The organism is Nocardia sp. NPDC049526 (genome assembly GCF_044465765.1).
GTDB lineage: Bacteria > Actinomycetota > Actinomycetes > Mycobacteriales > Mycobacteriaceae > Nocardia.
Genome location: NZ_JBITMA010000001.1, coordinates 177,683 through 193,976, shown reverse-complemented (window position 1 = coordinate 193,976; position 16,294 = coordinate 177,683). Strand labels below are relative to the sequence as shown.

The 16,294-nt window shown below is 65.9% G+C and carries 19 protein-coding genes; 10 read left to right on the top strand and 9 right to left on the bottom strand.

Going from position 1 to position 16,294, the window contains the following annotated elements:
* The first annotated feature begins 89 nt into the window (after positions 1–89).
* The gene (locus ACIBW7_RS00780) at positions 90–1,067 is read left to right on the top strand and encodes an ATP-binding cassette domain-containing protein (RefSeq protein ID WP_397042788.1); all 978 of its coding nucleotides are present in this window, start codon (positions 90–92) and stop codon (positions 1,065–1,067) included.
* Positions 1,064–1,843 carry an ABC transporter permease gene (locus ACIBW7_RS00775; protein WP_397042786.1) on the top strand — a complete coding sequence of 260 codons (780 nt, stop codon included), beginning with the start codon at positions 1,064–1,066 and terminating at the stop codon, positions 1,841–1,843. Before ACIBW7_RS00780 ends, ACIBW7_RS00775 begins: the two co-directional genes overlap by 4 nt.
* A 50-nt stretch (positions 1,844–1,893) precedes the next feature.
* Here the strand turns inward: ACIBW7_RS00775 and ACIBW7_RS00770 are convergent, their stop codons facing one another.
* From ACIBW7_RS00770 to ACIBW7_RS00760, 3 genes are all read right to left on the bottom strand, one after another.
* Positions 1,894–2,601 (bottom strand): anti-sigma factor family protein, encoded by a 708-nt coding sequence (locus ACIBW7_RS00770; protein WP_397042784.1) that lies wholly within the window; start codon positions 2,599–2,601, stop codon positions 1,894–1,896.
* A complete protein-coding gene (locus ACIBW7_RS00765; protein ID WP_063045755.1) occupies positions 2,598–3,107 on the bottom strand; it encodes a sigma-70 family RNA polymerase sigma factor in 510 nt (169 codons plus the stop codon). The genes ACIBW7_RS00770 and ACIBW7_RS00765 overlap by 4 nt, the downstream gene beginning before the upstream one ends.
* 62 nt (positions 3,108–3,169) lie before the next feature.
* Entirely contained in the window at positions 3,170–3,814 is a 645-nt protein-coding gene (locus ACIBW7_RS00760; protein ID WP_397042782.1) for a YqgE/AlgH family protein, read from the bottom strand.
* Positions 3,815–3,964: 150 nt separating this feature from the next.
* On the opposite strand from ACIBW7_RS00760, the gene ACIBW7_RS00755 reads away from it, so the two are divergent.
* Complete coding sequence (locus ACIBW7_RS00755; RefSeq protein WP_397042780.1) at positions 3,965–4,726, top strand: lysophospholipid acyltransferase family protein; 762 nt, start codon at positions 3,965–3,967, stop codon at positions 4,724–4,726.
* Here the strand turns inward: ACIBW7_RS00755 and ACIBW7_RS00750 are convergent, their stop codons facing one another.
* On the bottom strand, positions 4,727–5,038 hold the full coding sequence (locus ACIBW7_RS00750) for a GNAT family N-acetyltransferase (RefSeq protein WP_397042778.1): 312 nt from the start codon (positions 5,036–5,038) through the stop codon (positions 4,727–4,729). It abuts the gene before it with no gap.
* A gap of 150 nt (positions 5,039–5,188) precedes the next feature.
* On the opposite strand from ACIBW7_RS00750, the gene ACIBW7_RS00745 reads away from it, so the two are divergent.
* Entirely contained in the window at positions 5,189–6,787 is a 1,599-nt protein-coding gene (locus ACIBW7_RS00745) for an alpha/beta hydrolase (RefSeq protein WP_397042776.1), read from the top strand.
* Between the two features lie 96 nt (positions 6,788–6,883).
* On the opposite strand, the gene ACIBW7_RS00740 is transcribed toward ACIBW7_RS00745, so the two are convergent.
* Both ACIBW7_RS00740 and ACIBW7_RS00735 read right to left on the bottom strand, forming a co-directional pair.
* Positions 6,884–7,726 carry an LLM class flavin-dependent oxidoreductase gene (locus tag ACIBW7_RS00740; RefSeq protein WP_397042774.1) on the bottom strand — a complete coding sequence of 281 codons (843 nt, stop codon included), beginning with the start codon at positions 7,724–7,726 and terminating at the stop codon, positions 6,884–6,886.
* Between the two features lie 113 nt (positions 7,727–7,839).
* The gene (locus tag ACIBW7_RS00735) at positions 7,840–8,889 is read right to left on the bottom strand and encodes an aldo/keto reductase (protein WP_397042772.1); all 1,050 of its coding nucleotides are present in this window, start codon (positions 8,887–8,889) and stop codon (positions 7,840–7,842) included.
* Between the two features lie 108 nt (positions 8,890–8,997).
* Between ACIBW7_RS00735 and ACIBW7_RS00730 the strand changes: the two genes are divergently transcribed.
* Positions 8,998–9,606, top strand: coding sequence for a TetR/AcrR family transcriptional regulator (locus tag ACIBW7_RS00730; protein ID WP_397042770.1), 609 nt, complete (start codon positions 8,998–9,000; stop codon positions 9,604–9,606).
* 87 nt (positions 9,607–9,693) lie between these two features.
* Here ACIBW7_RS00730 and ACIBW7_RS00725 read toward each other — a convergent pair whose 3' ends face one another.
* Positions 9,694–10,518, bottom strand: a complete 825-nt coding sequence (locus ACIBW7_RS00725) for an ArsR/SmtB family transcription factor (RefSeq protein WP_397044102.1) — start codon at positions 10,516–10,518, stop codon at positions 9,694–9,696.
* Positions 10,519–10,678: 160 nt separating this feature from the next.
* Between ACIBW7_RS00725 and ACIBW7_RS00720 the strand changes: the two genes are divergently transcribed.
* From ACIBW7_RS00720 to ACIBW7_RS00710, 3 genes are read left to right on the top strand one after another with little or no spacing between them, the layout of a single operon-like run.
* The gene (locus ACIBW7_RS00720) at positions 10,679–11,605 is read left to right on the top strand and encodes an ABC transporter ATP-binding protein (protein ID WP_397044100.1); all 927 of its coding nucleotides are present in this window, start codon (positions 10,679–10,681) and stop codon (positions 11,603–11,605) included.
* Entirely contained in the window at positions 11,602–12,453 is an 852-nt protein-coding gene (locus tag ACIBW7_RS00715; RefSeq protein WP_397042768.1) for an ABC transporter permease, read from the top strand. Before ACIBW7_RS00720 ends, ACIBW7_RS00715 begins: the two co-directional genes overlap by 4 nt.
* A complete protein-coding gene (locus ACIBW7_RS00710) occupies positions 12,443–12,697 on the top strand; it encodes a helix-turn-helix transcriptional regulator (protein ID WP_084509363.1) in 255 nt (84 codons plus the stop codon). The genes ACIBW7_RS00715 and ACIBW7_RS00710 overlap by 11 nt, the downstream gene beginning before the upstream one ends.
* 3 nt (positions 12,698–12,700) lie before the next feature.
* On the opposite strand, the gene ACIBW7_RS00705 is transcribed toward ACIBW7_RS00710, so the two are convergent.
* On the bottom strand, positions 12,701–13,579 hold the full coding sequence (locus tag ACIBW7_RS00705) for an NAD(P)-dependent oxidoreductase (protein ID WP_397042767.1): 879 nt from the start codon (positions 13,577–13,579) through the stop codon (positions 12,701–12,703).
* A gap of 180 nt (positions 13,580–13,759) precedes the next feature.
* On the opposite strand from ACIBW7_RS00705, the gene ACIBW7_RS00700 reads away from it, so the two are divergent.
* Entirely contained in the window at positions 13,760–14,110 is a 351-nt protein-coding gene (locus ACIBW7_RS00700) for a helix-turn-helix domain-containing protein (protein ID WP_063045767.1), read from the top strand.
* Here the strand turns inward: ACIBW7_RS00700 and ACIBW7_RS00695 are convergent.
* Complete coding sequence (locus tag ACIBW7_RS00695) at positions 14,107–14,850, bottom strand: ArsR/SmtB family transcription factor (protein WP_397042766.1); 744 nt, start codon at positions 14,848–14,850, stop codon at positions 14,107–14,109. The two genes, ACIBW7_RS00700 and ACIBW7_RS00695, sit on opposite strands and share 4 nt — an antisense overlap.
* A 64-nt stretch (positions 14,851–14,914) precedes the next feature.
* Here ACIBW7_RS00695 and ACIBW7_RS00690 point away from each other — a divergent pair, with 64 nt between their 5' ends.
* Positions 14,915–16,288 carry an MFS transporter gene (locus tag ACIBW7_RS00690; RefSeq protein ID WP_397042764.1) on the top strand — a complete coding sequence of 458 codons (1,374 nt, stop codon included), beginning with the start codon at positions 14,915–14,917 and terminating at the stop codon, positions 16,286–16,288.
* The last annotated feature ends 6 nt before the right edge of the window (positions 16,289–16,294 follow it).

Here is a 16,294-nt window from a genome sequence, read left to right as displayed (position 1 = left end):
TCATAACGCCGCACCGGACTCCGGGCGCGGTGCGGCTGAATCATGCTGTCATTCGCATAAATTTATGAAAATCCCTCGAAAGGAAGACCATGACCAACGGTCATCGCGCCCCCGCCATTTCGGCGCTGGGCCTGCGTAAATCGTTCGGTGAGCACGTGGTGCTCGACGGCATCGACATCACGGTTCAGGAGGGCACGATATTCTCCCTCCTCGGCCCGAACGGTGCCGGCAAGACCACCACCGTGCAGATCCTCACCACGCTGCTGCGCCCCGATGCGGGGGAAATCCGTGTCGACGGCCACGATCTGGTCACCGAACCCGATGCCGTGCGCACCGCGATCGGTGTCACCGGCCAGTTCTCCGCGGTCGACGAATTGCTGACCGGCCGCGAAAACCTGGTCCTGATGGGCGATCTGCACCATCTGCCGCGCCGCGAGAGCAAGCGCCTCGCCGCCGAACTGCTGGAACGCTTCGACCTGGTCGAGGCCGGCGACAAGACCGCGGCGACCTACTCCGGCGGCATGGTGCGACGGCTGGATCTGGCCATGACGCTGGTCGGCGATCCGCGCATCATCTTCCTGGACGAGCCGACCACCGGCCTGGATCCGCGCAGTAGGCGGGCGATCTGGGAAATGACCCGCACGCTGGTCGACGATTACAGCGTGACCGTCTTCCTCACCACCCAGTACCTCGAGGAGGCCGATCAACTGGCCGACCGGATCGCGGTGCTCGATCACGGCCGGATCGTCGCCGAGGGCACGGCCGCCGAATTGAAGCGGCGGATACCCGGCGGACATATCCGACTGGAATTCGCCGATCAGCTCGGATTAGCCGCCGCGGCAACGGCATTGGGGCCGGAGGCCCGCGTCGTCGACGACGCGGCCGAGGAGGAGTTCACCCTCGCGGTCCCCAGCGACGGCGGCGTCAAATCGCTGCGCGCGGTGCTCGACCGGCTCGACTACGAGCAGATCGAGGTTGCCGGACTTTCCGTGCACACCCCCACCCTCGACGACGTATTCCTCACCCTCACCGGACATCCCACCGCCGAAAAGGAGACCGTGCGATGAGCAGCAGCACGATGGCCTACGCACTCGCCGACTCGAAAACGATGTTGCGGCGCAGCCTGCTTCATGCGAAGCGGTACCCGAGCATGACCTTCAGCATCATCCTCATGCCGATCATCCTGCTGCTCACCTTCAACTTCGTTTTCGGTGGTGCACTGGAGAAGTCGTCCGGCGGTAACTACATCGACTACCTGACCCCGGGCATGCTGCTGATGATCCCGGCGTATATGACCGCGGGTGTGGCGGTCTCGGTCTGCACCGATACCACCAAGGGCATCGTGAATCGCTTCCGGACCATGGCGATTTCGCAGTCCGCGATTCTCGCCGGGCATGTGGTCGGCGCATTGATCCAGGCCCTGCTCGGCATCGCCGCCATGGTCGGTGTCGCGGTACTCGCGGGTTTTCGGCCGTCGGCCGATGTCGTCGAGTGGATCGCCGCATTCGGACTGCTCGGCATGCTCGTCTTCGGACTCACCTGGATCGCGGTCGGCATGGGGCTGGTCGCGCAGACTCCGGAGAGCGCGAGCAATATGCCCTTCCCGCTGATCATGCTGCCGTTCCTCGGCAGTGGCCTGGTCGGCACCGACACCATGCCGGTCGGCCTGCGTCAGTTCGCCGAGTACCAGCCGTTCACGCCGCTCACCGAGACCATCCGCGGCCTGCTCATGGGCACGGAGATCGGCAATAACGGCATCATCTCCATCGCCTGGTGCGTCGGCCTCGCGCTGGTCGGATACTTCTGGTCGACCTCGGTCTTCCGCAAGCAAGCCCAGCGCTGAATCACCGAAAGCGATCCCCCCGCCGAGTTCGGCGGGGGGATCGAGCCGTGTCAGACCGTGCCGGACAGCAGCGTCTCGCCCGTCGACGCCTTCCGGATCTGCACCGCCTGAATCTGATCCGGCGTCTTATCGAGAGTCCGGTCGATCGTCAGCTCGGTGCCGGGTCCGGCGGGCCACCGGTCGAGTTTGGCCTGGCTGCCGTCGGTGCCGATGACGTACAGGTCGAGATCCCAGTTGTACTTCTGGTCGCTCGGCCCATAGCTACAGGTCATCACGATCCGAGTCTTGCCATCGGCTTGCACGACCTTGAAGCTGGCCGTCACCGGATTCGGTGTGATCGGTTCCATACTGCGTTCGGCCACAACCTGTTCGGAGCTCGGCTTATCCGCCGCGGTGATCGCGGTGACCACCGGAACCGCGATGGCCACCGCCGCGGCGGCCGCCGCAATCGCGGCGCCGGCGGCCGCCCACCGGCCGCGCCGCCTACGCCGCTCGGCCGCATCGGCGAGCCGGGGCAGCAGTTGTGCGGGGGGCTCCACCACGGCCGAGGTCGGCCCCGCCGGCTCGATCATGGCGAGCGCGGTGTCGGGTTCGACCATGGCGAGCAGACCTGGGAGTCCGGCGAGATCGGCCACCGCCGCCCGGCAGACCGGGCAGCCGGCCAGATGCTCTTCGTACTCCCGCCGTTCGATGCGGGTCAGGGAGCCGAGAATGTACGGTGCATCCCACGTCGAGTAGTCGTCGGCGATGTCCGTCATTGATTCGTCACCCCCATCTCCTGTAGTGCCAGCCGTAGCGCCCGCATGCCGTAGTGCATGCGGGATTTCACCGTGCCCGCCGGGATATCGAGTTCCTCGGCGATCTGGTGGGTGGAAAGGCCTCGATAGTAGGCCCGCACGATCACCTCGCGATGATCGCCGCTGAGTCTGCTCAATGCGTCCGCGACCAGCCAGCCGTCCAGGGCCCGGTCGGCCTGATCCGGTGCGGCCTGCTCCGGCGGGTTGTCGGTGCGGAATTCGCGCCGATTGCGGGCGCTGCGGTGCTCATCCACGGCGAGATTGCGCGCGACCGTGAACAACCACGCCCGCGCCGATGTCGTCGATTGATCGAGCACGTTGGGGCGCTGCCACGCCCGCAACAACGTCTCTTGCACGATGTCCTCGGCCCGACCTGGATCGCGAACCAAACCGAGCGTGTATCGCCATAGCGCCGAAGCATGTTCCTGATACAGAACCCGCATGAGCTCGGCTTGTTCTTCGGGCATTTGTCACCTCCCGCTCATCCCACGAATCAGGGGGGCCAAAAGGTTCAATGCGCGTAGGCATGTCAATTGCGTTCTAGTTCGATCGGATGTGTCGCGAGGAGAGACAGGGGCAGTGGCTGGCGGCGCAGCACGTGGGCCCACAGGTCGGGGCGGCCCGTGCTGATCGGATCCGAGGGCAGCGCCGAAAGGACGATCCAGTCGTTGTTCTGCAGTTCGCCCTCGAGTTGGCCGAAGGTCCAGCCCGCATAGCCCGCGAAGATCCGCAGACCCTCGATCAGCGGGGTGATCTGATCCGGGTCGGCGTCGAGATCGACGAGCACCACGCGGCCATCGATGCGGCGCAGTCCGCGGACGCCCGCGATGGACGCGCCGACTCGGATGGTGCCCAGACACAGTGCCGCGTCCCGCTTGACCGGGCCGCCGATGAAGAGCGTGCGCGGCGCGGCGGCCGCCTCGGACCAGCGTGGCAGCACTTCGTGCACCGCGGTATCGCTCGGTCGGTTGAGTACGACCCCGAGGCTGCCCGCCTCGTTGTGCTCGATGATGTACACGACGGTGCGCCGGAAGGTCGGCTCGACCAGTTCGGTCGCCGACACCAGCAGGGTGCCCGCGCGAACCACCTGCTCGCCCTGGGGGAAATCGCGTCGCCTGCGGTCACCGTGTCCGCCGCGAGTTTTCCGATCGTCCGGGTCATCTCCGCGTGCCACTCCGACATCATCGCACTGGCGCGTGCGGTTCGTCGGTCAAGCGGCGTGGCGGATTCTCGGACCGGCGGCGAGCTGACCTTGCGAGCGACCTGCCAGCAGTCGCCGGCGACACCTCGATCACCCCGAAAACAGACCGGTTAGGGTGTGGCCATGGAACGGCCCGAGGTCCTCCTCGACAACGCTGACACTGTGTACGACTTCTATCGCGACCACCGGCAGAACCGGCTCGAGGCATGGGGGGCCTACGCCATTCTCGGACGTCGATACCATCCGCGCGTCACCTATGCCGAGGGTGCGCAAAAGCTGCTGCACCAGGTGATTCGCCAGCGCAGGCCGTTGCTCGTCGCGATCGACCACCTCTCCGAATCCGACCCGTACACCGTCGCCGCCGCGGCGTGGCGTAGCGAATTGCGTTCGGTGATCGGGCGTGTTCGCGTACTGGCCAAGGACGAGCTGTTCCTCGATCCCCACCAGCGCCGCAAGATCGACATGATGGGCGGGATACCGGTATTCCGCGGTAAGGACCACGGCCTGCGGGCGGTGAATGCGGCCGGACAGCGGATGATGGATATCTGCGCGCAGCGGATGGCAAACGGTGACGGCATCGCGGTCTTTCCGGAGGGCACCTGCAACGAGGTCGACCACACCGAGGTGCAGCCGGTGGGCAGCGGGATCGGCCATATCGCATTCCGCGCGATGAAATTGGGAGCGCAGCCGGTGCTGCTCAGCCTGGGTTTGAGCTATGGGCCGCGACCCGATCCGAGCGTGCCGCTCACCAAGGAGGAAGCCAAGTCGGCCAGCTTCTATTTCGGGGTGCCGATCACGGAGCTGCCGACCAAACCCGCGGAGATCGCGCGGCTGGTGCGCACGGATCTGCAGCAGGCGCTGGACGGAGCCGTCGCCGCGTACTGACTACAGCGGCAGGCCGAGCTTCTGACGCGCCCACTGCGGAACCATCGCGATGTATTCCGGCCTCGATTCGACGACGTGACGCACCATCGGGCACATCGGCAGAATGCCGAAACCCTCCTGACGTGAGGCGTTCAATGCCGCCTGCACCAGCACCCGGCCGCATCCGCGACCTTCGTACCCGGGGTCGATCTCGGCGTGGATGAAGGCCCGCTCGGCGGCGGTGTCCTGATATTCGGCGTAGCCGGCGATGGCACCGTCGACGTAGATCTCGAAACGTTCCAGCGCGAAGTTGTTGCGGACCTCAGTCGACATGGCTCGACGCTACTCCGGTGGGTGTGGATGGCTGTGCACCGCAATACCAATCGCACCCGATCGCCCGCTCGACTTGTCTACCGGTGCCAGGCTGACCAGAATGCTGATGGTCGCGCCGAATCAGCGATGGGCCCGGCGGAGGTACGAAACATGATGAGGACGCCAGGTTTTCCACGAGCGCTGGTCGCTGTCGCCGCCGCGAGCCTGATCAGCGGATCGATCGTGACGGGTTGGGCCGAGGCCGCACCCGCGGCGTCCTTCGGCGCCTGCCCGGACTCGTCGGTCACCGAGGGGCGCGGTGTGCGGTGCGCGGTGATCTCCGTCCCGATGAATTACGCCGACCCCGGCGGCGCGCGTATCGAACTCACCGTCAGCCGGATCGCCGCAACCGGGGAGCGTCGCGGCGTCATTGCCGCGAATCCGGGCGGACCAGGCGCGGATGCCCTCGACTACTGGGCTCGTCGGATCGATTCGATGCCTGCCGAACTCAACGAGCATTACGACCGGATCGCGGTGCAGCCGCGCGGATTGCGCTGGGCCACCCCGCTGCGCTGCGATTCCCAGACCATCAGTGCGGCGTCGAAATCAGCTGACAGCGAACAAGTTTCGCTGGGCGGCGGTAACCGCGACGATATCAAGAAGGCCTGTGACGCGGCGCTGCCCGGCTACCTCGACACCATCACAACCGAGAGCACGGCCCGCGATCTGGACGAGGTGCGCGCGGCGCTCGGCGTGGATCGGATCAGTTACCTCGGTACGTCATACGGCACCTACCTAGGCGCGGTGTACGCGTCGTTGTTCCCGAGCCGGGTGGATCGAATGGTATTGGACTCCAACGTCAACCCCGATTGGGTCTGGACCGAGGAATTCGCTCAGCAGCAGGTCGCCGGTAAGCAGCGACTCGACGATCTGTTCGCCTGGATCGCCGACCACAGCGGCGACTACGGGCTCGGCGATACCGCGCTGCAGGTCTACCAGAACTGGGTGCGGCTGGTCGCCGACCAGGGCGGCGGCTGGTACGCCAACCTGACCCCACCACCCGCGAGCGTCGCCGACCTGCCCGGTGCGCTGCCCGAACCGCTCGCCGAAATCGCCCGCGACGGTTTCAACGACAGTGTCGAGCAAGCGGGCAAGGTGCAGAATCTGGTGCGCCTGCTGGTCACCGGTGGCGCGTCCGCGCAGGTGCCGCTGGTCGGCGCGACCGCGGTCGCCACTTACACCCGCACCTTCTGGCCGACCTTCGCCAGGGCGATGGCCGACGCCAATATCGATCCGAAGAATGTCCGCCAGCTACTCGCCATCGAGGGCGCGACCAGCACCGATCCCACCGGACGCTTCGTCTTCTCGGCCATCACCTGCAACGAGAACAATGTGCCCGGCCGCTCCGAACTGATCGGCTCGGCCGTCGCCACCATCGCGACCGGTGGCAATGCCATGGACGCCCGCGCCGATCTGGTCCGCTCCGGAACCGCCTGCGGCAGTTGGAAACCGGTGGCCGAGCCGGTGCCGATCACCGGAAAGGATCTGCAGACCCGCCCGCTACTGCTGCAGAGCCGCTGGGATGCGCTGACCGCCTACGCAGGCGGCCCGGCCATGGCACAGGCGCTCGGTGGATCGCTGATCACGGTCGAGGGCGGCGACCACGGCGCATTCGGTCGCGGCAACACTGCCGTCGACGATGCCGTGATGACGTATCTGCGAACGGGTCAGGTCACCATCGACCACGCCGACCAGGCGCCGTTGCAATAGGTGGTATCGGCATCCCCGCACGGCCATGCGGATCGGCCTGTGCTCCCTGCGCTGATCCAGCGCATTCGATTGGCGCTCAGGCCAATCCGTTCCGGCCTAGGCGGTCGCGCCGATCAGTTCGTCAGCGACCCACTGCGCGATCCCGGCCGGGTATGGCGCGGGCAGTCCGAGGACGATGTGCCCGAACCCGGCGTCGATCGCCCCGCCGATCATGTCCCGGGTGCTGCCGGGCTCATCGTAGGAGACCGGTAGGTGGATGGAGCGGGTGATCGAGGCGGGGTCTCGACCGATCTCGGTGCAATAGCGGTCCAGCAGTGCGCTGCGGCGGATGACGTCGTCGATATCGCCGCCGGGGATGTTCCACAGGTCGGCGTGCTCGGCGGCCACCCGCAGTGTCGCGGCTGATCGCCCACCGATCAGGACCGGCGGGTGGGGGCGCTGGACGGGTTTGGGGTTGCCGAACGCTCCGGTGAGTTGGATATGAGTGCCGTGGAAGTCGAACGGTTCGGCCTCGGTCCACAGCCGCCGGACGACCGTGCAGGCCTCGGCGAAACTCCCTACAGCACTCGCGGTGTCATGGAAGGGCAGGCCGTGTGCTTCGTACTCGCGCCGAGCCAGCGGATGGTCGGGTCGTGAGCCCACACCGATACCGAAGTCGAGTCGCCCGCCGGAGACGATGTCGACGGTCGCGGCGATCTTGGCCAGCATTGCGGGCGGCCGGAAGCGGTTGCTGGTCACGAGCAGACCGAGGCGCAGTCGCCGGGTCTGTGCGGCGAGGGCCGAGAGCAATGTCCAGCCTTCGTGTGTGGGTCCGTTCGGGTCGCCGCCGATAGGCATGAGGTGGTCGAACAGCCATGCGTGTTCGATCTGCGGGATGGCGTCCGCCTCGCGCCAGACCCGCAGGATGTCTTGGTAGTCGACCTGCATCGGGGCGGTCATGATTCCGAAACTGGGCCGGGGTGGGTGCGGCATCGGTCGATTCGTCCTTTCGGCACGGGGTGGGATGCGAATCGCTTGCGACGAAGCGGGCGGCCGGGGTGCGCAACGCCCGCTTACTGCTCGGCGGTCGATGTGACCGGCGATGAGCGACGTCGCAGGGACGGATCGAGCAGGGCAGGTGGCGTGTCGTGCTTTTCGTCGGGGGCCAGGTCGACGCCGGGCGCGACGATCGCGTCGATCGCATCGAGCACGTCGGCGGAGAGCACGGTGTCCGCGGCGGCGAGCTGCGAGCGCAGGTGGTCGATCGTGCGGGGGCCGATGATGGCGCTGGTGACACCGGGGTGTGCGGTCACGAAACCGAGCGCGAGCTGGATCATCGTCAAACCGGCCTGGTCGGCGACCTTTGCCAGTTGCTCGACAGCATCCATTTTGGCCCGGTTGACCGGGATGGTGGTGTCGAAGCGTTGCGGCATGAATTTCGAGCGGCTGGTGGTGATCTCTCGACCCGCGCGGATCGCGCCCGACAGCCAGCCCGAAGCCAACGGGCTCCACACCAGCACGCCGAGTCCGTACTGTTCGGTCACGGGCAGCACGTGGGATTCGATGTCGCGCTGCAGGATCGAGTAGCCGGGCTGTTCGGTGACATAACGGCTCAGGTGGTTTTCGCGAGCGGCCCACTGGGCCTGCACGATGCGATACGCGGGAAATGTCGACGAACCGAAGTAGCGAATCTTCCCGGCGCGCTGCAGGTCGGTCAGGGCCGACAGCGTTTCCTCGTCGCTGGTGTTCGGGTCCCACCGATGAATCTGGTACAGATCGACGTGGTCGACGCCCAGCCGACGCAGGCTGTTGTCCAACTCGGTGACCAACCAGCGGCGCGAACCGCCCTGATGGTTGCGCTCCGCACCCATCGGCATGCTCGCCTTCGTGGCCAGCACGATGTCGTCGCGGCGGTCCGCGATTGCCTTGCCGACCATCTCTTCCGACTCGCCGTCGCTGTACCTGTCGGCCGTGTCGATGAGGTTGATCCCGGCCGCCAGGGCAGCGTCGACCATGGCGGTGGCCTCGTCCTGGGTGGTGCGCCCGATCCGGCCGAAGTTCATCGCGCCGAGCGCGAGAGTGCTGACCTGCACACCGGTGCGACCCAAAATGCGGTACTGCATGAGGTGTTTCCTCCATGAGAGGGGTGAATTGGTTCCGGCTCGGCTGTTCTGTCATCCTGAACAAGCGGAACCTTGTTCCGGAACCCAACATACGGAACATTGTTCCGTTTGACAAGCGCTGTGCCGGAGGTGGTTGATATCGACAACGAATCGGGGTCGTCAGCCCCGCGAAAACGGGCCGACGCCCGGCGCAACCAGAAGGCGCTGCTGGACGCGGCCGCCGCCGCTTTCGTCGAGTCCGGCGTCGATGTGCCCGTGCGCGATATCGCCGCCAAGGCCGGTGTCGGCATCGGCACGATCTACCGCCACTTCCCGACGCGAGCCGATCTCATCGTCGCCGTCTACCGGCACCAGGTCGAGGCATGCGCCGAGGCCGGTCCGACACTGCTGGCGCACAGCGACACGCCGCATGCCGCCCTGGGCCAGTGGATCAACCTCTTCGTCGACTTCCTGGTCACCAAGCACGGCCTCGCCGAAGCGCTACAGTCCGGCGATCCCACCTTCGAGACCCTGCACGCCTACTTCCTCGACCGCCTCGTCCCGGTATGCGCCCAACTCCTCGACGCCGCCGCAGCAGCAGGCGAGATCCGCCCCGACATGGACCCCTACGAACTCCTACGCGGCGTCGGCAACCTCTGCATCGGCGCCGGCAACACCCCCCGCTACAACGCTCGCCGCATGGTCGACCTCCTCATCGCAGGTCTGCGTCACCGGTAGGGAGTCAACGGCACGTCCCTCATGTAGGCGCGCGCCTCAGGCGACGATCCAGCTGAGATTCGAGCAGTTTCAGCGAACCGGCGAGAACTACGCCACCGGTTCCGGCAGGGACTCACCCGTCTCCAGCAGGGTCTTGAGGCTCGACAAGATGCTCGGCCAACCACCGCTGATTCCGGCCAGGACGGCGCTGCCGGGCTCGAAACCGTCGTGGATGACAGTCAGTTTCACGGTTTCGCCCTGGGGTTCGATTTCGAACGTCACCTTCGAGCGGGGCTCGCGTGCCCAGGCCGCCACGTCATCCGGGTTCATTTCGAAGGTGGTGGCGAAGGCGGGGTCGAAGGTGTGCCAGGTGTAGGACAGCCGGGTGTACGGGTCCGCCTCCAGGACAACCTGTTCCGAATCCCTGCTGGTCCAATCCCGCTGGTGCCAAACCATTTCCGAGCCGGGCTGCCAATCGGTATCGAAGCCGGCACCCCAGTAGCGATTGGTGAAGGCCGGGTCGGTAAGGGCTTGCCAGAGTCGCTCCGGAGTCGTCTTGATGTAGGTGGTGTAGACGAACGCGTTGTCGGCTGTGTTGATTGTTCGTTCGCTTCGTTCGCTCATGGGGTTTGCCTCCAGTGCTCGTTTCAGATCGGCCAGCGCGTGGACGCGGGCGCGGTGGTATCGGGTGATCCAGCGGTCGGCGATGGCGTTGATGGGTTCGGCATTGAGGTAGTGCAGTTTTTCGCGGCCGCTGCGACGAGTGGTGATCAAGTTGGCGGACTCGAGGACCGCGAGGTGCTTGCTCACCGATTGGCGGGCCATATCCAGTTCGGCGCACAGTTCGCGCAGGGTTTGGCCGTTGCGCGCGTTGAGGCTGTCGAGCAGCCTTCTGCGGCTCGGATCGGCGAGCGCTCGGAATACCTCGTCCATGTCACCTTCTATGTGATATGCAGCCATCTAGCTGCATATCCTCACGGTAGGCAGCTATTTGGCTGCATGTCAACCGCGACGTGGGCAAGAAATAGCATTGTCGTAGCGCAATATAGTAGATATGCTACGAATCATCCCGATCTCACAACGGGAGGATGAGATGACCATGGGTGACGGCGTTGCGCTCGACGTCGAAAAATTGCGGATGCGGTACGGGACGATCGACGTCCTGCACGACGTGACGTTCCAAGCTCGGCCGGGCGAAGTGCTGGTACTACTCGGCCCGAACGGCGCGGGTAAGACCACGACCATCGAAATTCTGGAGGGCTTCCGCATGCGCTCCGCGGGCCGCGTCGAGGTGCTCGGCGCGGATCCGGCGCACGGCGACGAAGCCTGGCGGGCGCGACTGGGTGTCGTCCTGCAGTCGTGGCGTGATCACGCCAAATGGCGTGTGCGCGAACTGCTTTCGCATCTGGGCTCCTATTACGCGCCGTACCGCACGGATAAGATCCACCGGCCTTGGGACACAGACGAACTCATTGCCGCCGTCGGACTCGCCGAGCAGGCCAACAGCAAGATCGGATCGCTGTCCGGCGGTCAGCGCCGTCGCATGGATGTCGCGATCGGCATTGTCGGCCGCCCGGAACTGCTGTTCCTCGACGAACCGACGGCGGGCTTCGACCCGCAGGCCCGCCGCGAATTCCATGATCTGGTCCATCATCTCGCCGACGACCGGACCACCATCCTGCTCACCACTCACGATCTCGACGAGGCCGAGAAGCTCGCCGACCGCATCATGATCCTGGCCGGTGGCCGAATCATCGCCGACGGCTCGGCCGACGAACTTTCGCGCCGCATCGCGGGCGAGGCCGAAGTCCGTTGGACCCACGACGGACAACGATTCGTGCACACCACCGCCGAGTCGACCAAGTTCGTCTACGAGCTGTTCAAGCAGCACGGCGACGAGATCGGCGAACTCGAGGTGCGCCGCGCCTCGCTCGAAGACACGTACATGGCGCTGGTGCAGCAATACGAGTCCGGCCGGCTCGAAACCGAGGTCCACTCCCTGGAGGAGGTCGCGCGATGAATCCGATCGATGCCGCCGTGCGGGCCGGAACCCGGCGCGGACTGATCGAAATACGGCAATCGCTCACCAATGTGCAGGACCTGTGGGGCATGCTCTTCTGGCCGGTCGCCATGGTCATCGTGCTGTTCTTCATGCGCAATGCGACCTTCGAGGCGAGCGGCTTCGCACTCGGTTCGCTCGCCCTGCCGAGCATCCTCGGCATGCTCGTCGCCTTCAACGGCATGTTCGGCATTGCCCAGATGCTGACCCTGGAACGCGAAGACGGAACACTGTTGCGCGCCAAGGCAACTCCGAACGGCATGGTCGGCTATCTGACCGGCAAGATCGTCACTACCGCGGGCTGGGTGGTCATCCCGTTCCTGATCGTGCTGATTCCGGGACTGTTCCTGGTCGACGGCACGGCAATGGGCAGCATCGGTTCCTGGCTGGGCCTGATCGGCGTCGTCGCACTCGGCATGCTCGCGACCATGCCGATCGGCGCGGTGCTCGGATCACTGTTCAGCAACCCGCGCAATATCGGGTTCGTCTCGCTGCCGATCATGGGCATCGTCGCGATCTCCGGCGTCTTCTACCCGATCACCTCGATGCCGGGCTGGCTGCAGGGTGTCGCGCAGGTGTTCCCCGTCTACTGGGTCGGACTCGGCATGCGTTCGGCGATGCTGCCGGGCGATGCGGTCGCCATCGAGCTCGGCCATTCCTGGCGGCATCTGGAAACCATTGCCGTGCTGGGTGTCTGGGCGGTGGCCGGGCTGCTGCTCGCGCCGATCGTGCTGCGTAGGATGGCACGTCGCGAGTCCGGGTCGAACGTGGCGGCGCGCCGCGAGAAGGCGATTCAGCGTGCCTACTGAGGTCATCTACAACCGCATCGCGATGTTGCGGGCCGAGCGCGGCATCTCCCGGCGGGAGCTTGCCGAGGCGCTCGGCGTGCACTATCAGACGATCGGTTACCTCGAACGCGGCGAATACAGCCCGAGCCTGCATCTGGCATTGCGGATCGCGGCGTATTTCGAGGTCGCGGTGGAGGTGATCTTCTCGACCACCCCGTTCCCGCGCCTCGGGTCCGTCGATTCGGCGCGTGCCGCGGGGGACTGAGATCTACCGCGACCCGGTGAACAACTGGTACACCGGAACCGGCTGGCCCGCCTCCACACTGGCCGCGATCGCACGCCGCCACAGGCCTTGCACCGCGTGCGACAACGTCGCGTCGACACCGACCTCCTCGCTGGCATCGATGATGTGCTGCGCTCCGGCATCCATCATCTTCAGACTCGCCAGGGTGCCCCAGCCACCCGCCTTCGCGGCGGCCGCGAAATCCTCGATGAAATATGGGTACGCGCCGGTCGCACGCAGCGCGAAGGGCAGGAACTGGTCGATACTGTGACCGGACTTCTCGATCACCGCGAGCGCCTGATCGAAGGCGAGCATCCAGGGATGGAAAATGATCAGTCCGGCCTGGTAGAAGATTTGCGCCAGACCATCATCCGCACCGAGGTATTCCTGCGGGCTCAGCGGACGCAGTAGTTCGGCGTGCGCGTCGAAGACCTCCTTTGGGCCGCTGTAGAAGATGAACGATGACGGATGGGCAATATTGTCGCCCGCCGACATGACGCCGCCGGAAATGAATTCCGCCCCGTGCGAACGCACCCACTCCGCACCCTTGCGCGCCTTCTCCGGTGAATCCGAGGACAGATTGGCGATCACCTTGCCCGGCAAGCGGTCGGTCGCCTGGCCCAATACGTCGTACATGGCGGCGTAGTGGGTGAGGCTGAGCACGGTCAACGCATTGGCGTCCAACGCTTCGGCGACCGTGGCGGCCCGCTTCGCGCCGAGTTCGACCATGGCGTCGACCTTCTCGGTGCTGCGATTCCAGACCGTCACCTCGATACCGGCGTCCAGGAAGGCCCGGACCATGGCCCGGCCCATCGGGCCGAGGCCGACTACGGAGACGGAGCCAGCGGTGGTCTGCTCGGACATGTTGTGTCCCTTCGGTTCTCGTTGCGATTGGTGGTCGACTGACCCTTTCGAGCGACCTGCAAGCAGTCGCTGCGGCCGAGATCCATGGTCGTTGTCGCAGGTAGCGTCGGGAAGACCGAACGTTCAGGTGTGGTTGCTTACGTCGAGGTTCGAATTCAGGTCAGAAGGAGTGCGGTGGGCATGAGCAGTGACGCGGATCACGATGTGTGCGGCATGTCGGTGGCGATCGACGTCGTCGGCGGTAAATGGAAGCTGCACCTGATGTGGGTGCTCGCCGCGGGCCCGCAGCGCTTCGGTCGGATACGTAAGCTGCTCACCGGCGTCAGCGAGAAGGTGCTCGCGGAGAATCTGCGGCACCTGGAGGCCAGCGGTGTGGTGCATCGCGAGGTCTTCCCCGAAGTCCCGCCGCGCGTCGAATACTCGCTTACGCCGCTCGGCGAAGAACTCGAAATCGCCCTGCGCCCGCTCGAAGCCTGGGGCGATAAGCACCGCGACGAACTCCTCGGCAATCTGCTCGCCGCAGCGGGCTAGTTCTCCAGCCGGGCCGGGTGATTCGCCGCGCCGGACGGATCGTCCCAGTCCAGCGGGACACCGAAGGTCGTGTGCAAGCCGGTGCGGCCCGCCTCGGTGAGTTGGACCACTCGTCGGGCGCGGCCCCTGCGCAGCCACGCCAGCTCGAATAGCCGATTCGCTATGGCCGCGCCGAGCGCACCGGCGAGGTGGTGACGGTTCTCGCCCCAATCAACGCAGTACCGGATCGCCGGTCGGCGTCGGGAGAACTCCGCGACGTCGATGCCGAATGCTCCCAGTTCGTCGAGTCCGGTCGGGGTGATCCGGTAGGCGCCGGCGGTGTTGGCGAGAACACCGCGGTCCACCAGCGCGGCCAGTAACGCGACGCCGAGCCGACCGGCGAGATGGTCGTAGCACAGTCGGGCACGCAGCAGTGCCTGCGCGCGCACGCCATCGCGCAGTGATCGGACCGGCAGTGGTCGCGCAATCCTGGCCAGTTCCTCCAGCGCCCGTGCCACATCGCTGCTGGCGAGGCGGTAGTAGCGGTGCCGGCCGTCATGCTCGACGGTGAGCAGCTTCGCCTCGCGTAGCCGAGTCAGGTGAGCGCTGATCGTGGACAGGCTTACGCCCGCCTCCGCGGCCAGTGCGCTGGCCGGCAGCACCCCGCCGTCGGCGAGCGCGCGCAGCACCTTGGTCCGTGACGGATCCCCGATGGCCGATGCGACCTCGGCGATATCGGTCTCGGTTGCGTTATTCCACATGCCACCAGGTTATGACGACGACACTTCGGCGATCACCGTAGTAATCCCGCGCGAGACTGGCCTCATGACGGTCACCATGCGGCAATCGAACGCGTCCGACGCGAAACCCGGCTGGCTGCCACTCGGCGCGATTTGCCTCGGATACTTCCTGGTCATCCTGGACGTCACCGTGGTTGCGGTGGCGATTCCGGCGGTCGGCACCGACCTGCGTGCCGGGCTGAATGCTCTGCAATGGGTCGTCGATGGCTACACGCTGACGTTCGCCGGGTTGCTGCTGTTCTGCGGTGGACTCAATGATCGGCTCGGCGGAAAATCGGTGTTCCTGACCGGGCTGGTCGTATTCACGGCCGCCTCCGTCGTGTGCGGGCTCGCGCCGTCCGCCGGTGCGCTGATCGGCGCCCGGCTGGTGCAGGGTGCCGGCGCGGCGCTGATGGTCCCGGCATCGCTCGCCTTGCTGCGCAATGCCTATCCCGACCGCGGGTCACGGGCGCGGGCATTCGGAGTGTGGGGCATGGTCGCGGGGATCGCCGCCGGTGCCGGTCCGGTACTCGGCGGTGTGCTGGTGTTCACGGTCGGCTGGCGGTGGGTGTTCTTCCTCAATATTCCGTTCGGCATGCTCGGTTTCCTGCTGACGACGAGGTACGTGCCCGCACCAGCATCGGGCGGTAACCGGACCGGGCTGGACTTACCGGCTCAGGTCACCGGTGCGCTGTGCCTCGGCGGGCTGGTCACGGCACTGATCGAGGCCGGCGCGCGGGGCTGGTCGTCGCCGGTGGTGCTGGGTGGCATCGGCCTGTTCATGCTCGCGCTGCCGGTTTTCCTACTGCTCGAGCGCCGGTCGCGGGCGCCGATGCTGCCACTGGAACTGTTCGGCGGTCAACGATTCTGCGCATCGGCGGTTATCGGCGTGCTGCTCAATCTGGGGTTCTACGGGCTGCTGTTCGTCGTGCCGCTGTACTTCCAGCGGATACAGCATTTCAGCGCGTTGATGATCGGAGTGGCCATGCTGCCGATGGCGATGATGCCGATGATCTCATCGCCACTCAGCGGCTGGTTCGCCGCACGCACCGGGCCATATCTGCCGATGGCATTCGGGCTGGTAATCGGCGGGATCGGGCTGCTGAGTTGGTTACTGGCCGGCCAGGATTCGAACTACTCGGCGCTGGTCGGGCCGATGGTGCTCACCGGGTTCGGGACCGGTTTCACCATGCCCGCGGCTACCTCGTCGATTATGGAGGAGGCACCTGCCGAACTCGGCGGAGCGGCGTCGGCGGTATTCAACGTCGCTCGCCAGACCGGCAGCGCGATCGGAGTGGCACTGGCCGGCACGCTGGTCGCGGGGAGTGGACTCGTGGCCGGACTGCACGCCGATGTCATCGTCGGCGGGCTCAGCTTCCTGGTGGCCGCCGCGCTCGCCGTGATCATCGTTCGACCCTGATTCATC